The sequence below is a fragment of the Pseudoalteromonas sp. S3260 genome (assembly GCF_005886925.1).
Lineage (GTDB): Bacteria > Pseudomonadota > Gammaproteobacteria > Enterobacterales > Alteromonadaceae > Pseudoalteromonas > Pseudoalteromonas tetraodonis.
This window is the reverse complement of record NZ_PNCV01000096.1, coordinates 1-6621: the sequence shown is the minus strand read 5'-3', so window position 1 is coordinate 6621 and position 6621 is coordinate 1. Positions and strand designations below refer to the sequence as shown.

Genomic DNA, 6621 nt, shown 5'->3' with positions numbered 1-6621 from the left:
AAAACCGAGCAACAAAGAGTAAATCGCCCCTAGGCAGAACCCTTTGGGCAGCGCCTGTTTGGCATTGATGCTGCGTTATCACCTATTTATGGGGAATAAACACCACATAGGCTCTGCCTTGCCTAAATACCAAACATACTGCTGTAAATTTAACCTTGAAAGGTCAACAGACCCTAAATAAAATGCTGTTAATACAAGGTAATGCAGTGATTTCTTCTACCCAGCCTAACGGCGCTGGCAACTGAGAATAACGCGCTTTGTTATGGGTTAATTTAACCGGCTTTTTGCTCTCTGGATTGGCAATAATAATGGCAATATCTGCCTCTTCGAGCATTTGCTTATCGTTATCACTATCCCCTAGCGCAATAATGCTTAGCGGCTTAGTAAACTGCGCAGTAAACTGTTTCACTAGCCATTGTTGCGCCATGCTTTTATCGGTATTTTTACCAATGTGAATAAAGCGCCCGCCTACTTTAACGTCGTAGCCGTACACTGTTATTGCGTTTATAAATTCGTTGAGTTTGTGCTCTTCGCCATGCCAGCAGAGCGGATCTGAATATTGACGATTCTGTGCTTGCGCCGCCTGTATCGCGTTTAACCCAGTGATGTGCATTACCTGCTCACACGATAACTCACTGAATAAACTATATTGATCGCCGTAGTCTTTTTTTAAGTGTGTTAAATCAGCCCATAAATTGCTAATGGGTGCCGCAAATGAATAACACCAATAGCCTTGGTATTCGCTGCAGTCAATGGGCCTGAGACTAAAATAATTTTTAGGAATATAAACAGCCGAGCCATTTTCAACAATAAAAGGCTGTTTAATATTGAGCGCTTGTTGCAGTGCCACTACTTCACTAAATGTTTTACTGGTATTAAATACCACGGGTACACCACTGTATTGCAGCTCTTGTAGTAAGGTATCTACCGCATCGGTGTTGTAATCACTGTGATTGAGCAATGTGCCATCTAAATCGGTAAAAATAATGGGCTGACCAATACTATCGTTCGTAAGCACCATCGCAGTTACATCACGATTACTATCAAGCTCTATAAGTGCATTTGCTTTAGCACTGAGGGTATTGAGGTTTTCACGAGTGATGCGTTCAAAATGAGCAATAAACCACAATAACTGCTCATCGGTCATAGTGCCTGCGCCCTGCCCTTGTTTGGCAATTAACTTGTGCTCTTGCTCTTGTCGCCAGGCAAACACATCATCAAAACTTGGGGCTTTGAGCATTATTGTGTAGTCGATTTTATCAAAAACGGTTTTATATTCATTGGCTAAACAGCTGTTAATACAGCGACGCCACAACCCTTGTTGATCGTATGATTTTTCTAGCTCATTAATAGGCTCAACTAAAGTAAAAGGCTGCTGTGGTTCACTGGCTACACACCACCCTTCTAAAATAACAATATCGACCGGCTGACTATTGGTTAACCATTTGTTTGTTGCTACCGGTTCATCTTGTTGCTTGTCAAAACGTGGCAGCGGTACATTTACTTCTGCATTTAATAAACGGCTAATGGTGTTATCCATCAACGCAACATCATGTGTACCCGGTACACCTCTAGTGGCGAATAAACAATGCACATCTTGGGCTAACTGCTGACGTTTTTGAGTTGATAAATAAAAGTCATCAATAGAGAGCGCAACACAATTTAGGTGGGTGTTTTGCTCAAACCAAGTCACTAAATAGTCACCAAGCGTGGTTTTTCCTGAGCCTTGGCAGCCGTTGATGGCAACAAATAAAGGCGCATTTTTTTTGCTGGTTAAAATATCCTGAGCAATCACAGAAAAATACTGCTCACTAATATATTGATATTTCAACGGCAATTGATGTTTTACTAAAAAAGCATTTATATCCACACTATTGGCCTCCAATATAACAACCCCTAATTCAACTATAGGGTATGAATAAGGAAATGCAGTTACTAGACCAATATTATTTATTGTTACTTTTTAGTAGGTTAAAAAAAAAAGCGCATTTAAAATGCGCTTTTTTGGTGCAATATTTTTAACCACAGTGCAAATTTAATTCTCGTTGCTCTGTGCTTTTGGGAATACTAAATTTAATACTATACCTAAAACAGCGCATAAGCTCACACCTTCAAGGCTGAACTGGCTGCTACCAATGTGCATACCACCAATACCGCAAATTAAAATAAGCGCCACAATACTTAAATTGCGAGGCTCACTTAAGTCATCGCCCGATTTAACTAAGGTATTTAAGCCAATAACGGCAATAGAGCCAAATAATAAGATCATTATGCCACCCATTACAGGGACCGGAATGGTTTGCAAGCCCGCGCCCATTTTAGCCACAAACGCCAAACAAATTGCAATAATGGCAGTCCACATCATCACTTTAGGGTTAAAGTTTTTAGTTAGCATTACCGCACCGGTTACCTCTGAGTAAGTGGTGTTAGGTGGGCCGCCAAATAATGACGCAGCAGACGTGGCTAACCCATCACCAAATAAAGTGCGATGTAGCCCTGGCTTTTTCAAATAGTCTTTTTTTGTAACTTGGCTAATTGCCATCATGTCACCAATGTGTTCAATAGCAGGCGCAATTGCCACCGGCACCATAAACAAAATGGCTTGCCATTTAAACTCTGGCAGTACAAAGTTAGGCACTGCCAACCACTGTGCATTACTGACTGTTTCAAACTGCACTACACCCATAAATAACGATAGCGTGTAACCGGCAACAACACCGGCTAAAATAGGTATTAGTTTAAATACCCCTTTGCCCCACACGGCAAACACTAAAGTGACTAGTAATGAGAACATAGAGATAATAATGGCACTATCGTAGGCAATAATTTGTGTACCACCATCGCCACTTTTACCCATGGCCATATTAACCGCAGCTGGCGCGAGTGCTAGGCCAATCACCATAATGACTGGGCCGACCACAATTGGCGGCAAAATTTTATGTAAGGTTTTTGTGCCTTTAAACTTCACCAATAAACTCAACAGCATATAAGTAAAGCCCGCTGCCATTAAGCCGCCCATAGTGGCGGGTATGCCCCACATTTGCACTGAGGCAATAATGGGTGCAATAAACGCAAATGACGAGGCTAAAAAGATAGGCACTTGGCCTTTAGTGACAAATTGAAACAACAAAGTACCTAAACCTGCGGTAAACAAGGCAACACTCGGATCGAGGCCGGTTAAAATAGGCACTAATACCAGCGCACCGAATGCAACAAACAGCATTTGGGCACCGGTTAAAATGGTTTTTATAGAAAATGTAGAATTATTTTGCACTGCTAAACCTTAGTAAACCGTACCGAAAATTTTGTCACCTGCATCGCCAAGCCCTGGGATGATGTAACCTTTTTCATTTAAATGGCTATCAACTGAGGCAGTAAAAATCTCAATATCAGGATGAGCGGCTAATGTTTTTTCAACGCCCTCAGGTGCAGCAACCAATACAATTACTTTAATTTCTTTACAGCCTGCTTTTTTAAGCATATCGATGGTGGCGATCATAGAACCACCAGTAGCCAGCATTGGGTCAATCACTAAGCTTAAACGCTCATCAATATTACCCACTAGTTTTTCAAAGTAGGGAACTGGCTCAAGAGTTTCTTCATTACGCTCTAAACCCACTACACTCACTTTAGCCGCTGGGAGTAACGACATTACGCCGTCCATCATACCAAGGCCCGCACGTAAAATTGGCACCACGGTAATTTTTTTACCCTTAATGTGCTCAACTTTAAGTTTATTACCGTCCCAGCCTGTAATTTCGTTATCTTCTAATTCTAGGTTTTTAGTGGCTTCGTAAGTTAATAATGTGCCCACTTCTGAACACAACTCACGAAAACTTTTCGTGCTAATTCCATGCGCGCGCATTAAACCTAACTTATGTTGAACAAGGGGATGAGAAATAACGTGAATAGCCATAGTAATAAACCTAGTGATAAAAAATTTGACGTATTTTATATTAAAACAGGCCGTTTGACTGTTAATTTTAGCCTTGATTTCATAGTTCGTGCCAAAATATTTAATTTAGCCATAACTGTTCAACTTTTTGTGTTTATGAGTTGTTACTGGCTAACCAATTATTTACTTGGGCTTGCATGTAGCCGTTAATTTTTTTGTGCTCAGGGCTCCACCCAAGTAAAAACCGATAAAAGTCTGCCCACGCCACCGGCCATAAATGAGCCCATTGTGTAATAACGTCATCCGCATTCACTGCTGGTTGGTAGTGACTGAGTGCGTTTTTAAACTGGCTAAAATAATAGTTGAGGTAAGTTTGTGCGTATTTGTGAAGCTCAGAATCATCCAAACAGCTGGTCATAAAATACATAACATCTACCACCCCAACACCCGCACCCACATATTGAAAGTCGTAACCGCGTATATACCCTTGGCTATTAGCTGCAAAATTAGCAAGCTTGGCATCACCATGAATTAACGTTTGGTAGTCACATTGCTTTAACGCATTATTTAATTGATTAGCAGCCTGTTTAATATCGGACTTTTCAGGTAAGTTATTAAATTCATCAGGGCGTGTATCCAAATGCCAATAACTTCCTTGCGGCCATAAACCATCAAATTTTGTATTTAAATGAAAGGCATGAAAATGTGCCAACCACATTAAAATCGCTTTTATATTCTCGCTAGATGCTTGGATATAACCCTGCTTTGAAAAATCTTTAAACACCAAGGCAAACTCATCGCCTTTGTTGATTGCTTTAATGCATTCAATAGCTGCCGCTTGCTTGGGCAGTTTATGACTAAATTGCTGATAAAATGTATATTCAACGTGGTAAGAGCCACGTTTCCTGTTAAGCGCAAACGCACTTTGTTTAATTTTAGAATGATTAATGTGATCGGGTACTTTAATCGCTTTAATCACACAGGCTTGCTCATCAAGTTGGCACTTCACAATTTGACCACAGCCACTCCAAAGTGAAGTTAGGGTTTCGCCAATGGCTATACGCTCAAAATGCGGGATAAGTAACGGAAGATAAAAAGACATAGCCATATTAGGTTGCTAAATTTTAGTTAGTTTAACATTAGACGGTGTTTTTAATAAAAGGTCTTAATAAAAAAAGCCCTGCGCGCACAACATGAAATACAGTGTTAATATCGCGTATCAGCCAACTGACTTGACGCTTTCTTGCAATTGCCATGACACACAATGCTCATTACTTATACTTCTTAAGGCATAGTTTGAAGCCATTGAAAGTAAGAAATTTAAGGTGGGTTTCTGCATAACTTGTACATGGTCTCCTTGGAAACTTAACGCCCAACTTAGGGGCAAAAGTACGTAGGCTAAAATAAGGAGCGAAGCGGAACCTAGCCAATTGTTACGAACCCGACTTTAAGGCCTTGTTAGCACTCAATTGCTTGTACCAATTTATAGCTAAATTACCCATTACAATTAGAAAACCAATACTTAAATAACCTATAAACAGTCCAAAAGTGGCTGGAGTTATTTTTAAATCAAATTCAGATGCGATAAGTAATAATATGTTTGCAAGAATACTAGAAACAAAAATTGTTATGCTTACTGAATTTGCATTTTTAAGACGCTCAGCGGAAGCTTGGAGTGACACCAAGGCAACAACAAACCAATGATAATTTGTATAAACTTCTTCCTTTGCAAGAAGAATATAAATCATTGTGACAATGAAACCGAGCATAGGTAACAAGGCTACTGAGTTTAAAAATTTACTCATAACTCCCTCTTGAGTGCTAACGCCGCATTCACCGGCTTGTCCGGTGCAATGCTTTGTTAGCATTAATGACAAGGGTACCAATCAGCCGCATGGCTCCAGACCTCATCTCGCTGTGGGTGAATCCCAGGGGTGCCTATTTTAACAACGCCTTTAACCATAACCTTGATATTCGGTGTTGCAACTCGATCAATATTTCCTACAGCAAGCCAAGCGCCACGTTCTTGACATACTTGAGCTCCAACTCCTGCTGAAAGTGTACGTTGAGCAGCGCTCTTTCTAAGCTTTTCACTAATCGTTTCACCTTTATCGTGAACTTTTGCATTCGAAGCAAGCAATTGATAATCATGGAAAACGTTGTTGTTCTTGCGTAATTCAATTTCTTCAGAAAAAGAAGCTGATGAAGCAACACCTAAAAACCCAAAAAACAACAACCTAACAATTTTAATTTTCATATTGGTATCACTCTTTTATAAATCAACACTATCTCTAATAACTCTTATAAAAATCTATCCATCAGCTCCACTATTTGATTTACGTATTTCACTTAATGCCACCCCAACTAAGGAACTTCCCAGAACAGAGTATAAAAGCAGTAACAAGTGTCCAACATATTCAAATTCTGGAAGATTTAAAGATTTACCACGCTGTGTCATATCAATTGCTGATAAAGCACCATAAAGCATTAAGACTACTCCACCAAAGAAAAGCTTCCATTTGCTTGCCTTTATCAAAAACATAGCTAACCTAGGCTTGGAATAAGCCAAGCCAAAAATATTACCCAGAATAGGTTCAAAAAAACCTCCATAAAAGCTAACGCCGTTTTAAGCGGCAAATTGCAGTTGGCTAAAATAAGTGAGGCACGAACAAAAAGCCAACTGTAATTTGTCCGACTTGAAAACCCTTGTGTACGCCCGACATGGG

At 40.0% G+C, this 6621-nt stretch carries 8 protein-coding genes; all 8 read right to left on the bottom strand.

All coding sequences use genetic code 11. From position 1 onward, the window contains the following. Positions 1-163: 163 nt before the first annotated feature. Positions 164-1888, bottom strand: a complete 1725-nt coding sequence (locus CWC14_RS15055) for an HAD-IIB family hydrolase (protein ID WP_171034730.1) — start codon at positions 1886-1888, stop codon at positions 164-166. Positions 1889-2035: 147 nt separating this feature from the next. After that, complete coding sequence (locus CWC14_RS15050; protein ID WP_028834749.1) at positions 2036-3274, bottom strand: uracil-xanthine permease family protein; 1239 nt, start codon at positions 3272-3274, stop codon at positions 2036-2038. Positions 3275-3283: 9 nt separating this feature from the next. Beyond that, complete coding sequence (gene upp / locus CWC14_RS15045) at positions 3284-3916, bottom strand: uracil phosphoribosyltransferase (RefSeq protein ID WP_008466150.1); 633 nt, start codon at positions 3914-3916, stop codon at positions 3284-3286. A 133-nt stretch (positions 3917-4049) separates the two neighbouring features. Further along, positions 4050-4997, bottom strand: a complete 948-nt coding sequence (locus CWC14_RS15040; RefSeq protein WP_171034731.1) for a DUF1679 domain-containing protein — start codon at positions 4995-4997, stop codon at positions 4050-4052. A gap of 331 nt (positions 4998-5328) precedes the next feature. Further along, entirely contained in the window at positions 5329-5700 is a 372-nt protein-coding gene (locus tag CWC14_RS15035) for a hypothetical protein (RefSeq protein ID WP_138563656.1), read from the bottom strand. A gap of 62 nt (positions 5701-5762) precedes the next feature. Next, positions 5763-6152 (bottom strand): hypothetical protein, encoded by a 390-nt coding sequence (locus CWC14_RS15030; RefSeq protein ID WP_138563654.1) that lies wholly within the window; start codon positions 6150-6152, stop codon positions 5763-5765. A 54-nt stretch (positions 6153-6206) separates the two neighbouring features. Continuing rightward, entirely contained in the window at positions 6207-6437 is a 231-nt protein-coding gene (locus CWC14_RS15025) for a hypothetical protein (RefSeq protein ID WP_138563652.1), read from the bottom strand. Positions 6438-6439: 2 nt separating this feature from the next. Continuing rightward, on the bottom strand, positions 6440-6621 hold a 182-nt coding region (locus CWC14_RS19440; protein ID WP_212746558.1), incomplete at its 5' end, for a hypothetical protein.

Excerpts from the sequence above, each read along its gene's own strand:
- upp (WP_008466150.1), bottom strand. The coding sequence starts at position 3,916 with ATGGCTATTCACGTTATTTCTCATCCCCTTGTTCAACATAAGTTAGGT.
- CWC14_RS15040 (WP_171034731.1), bottom strand. The coding sequence starts at position 4,997 with ATGTCTTTTTATCTTCCGTTACTTATCCCGCATTTTGAGCGTATAGCC.
- CWC14_RS15035 (WP_138563656.1), bottom strand. The coding sequence starts at position 5,700 with ATGAGTAAATTTTTAAACTCAGTAGCCTTGTTACCTATGCTCGGTTTC.
- CWC14_RS15030 (WP_138563654.1), bottom strand. The coding sequence starts at position 6,152 with ATGAAAATTAAAATTGTTAGGTTGTTGTTTTTTGGGTTTTTAGGTGTT.
- CWC14_RS15025 (WP_138563652.1), bottom strand. The coding sequence starts at position 6,437 with ATGTTTTTGATAAAGGCAAGCAAATGGAAGCTTTTCTTTGGTGGAGTA.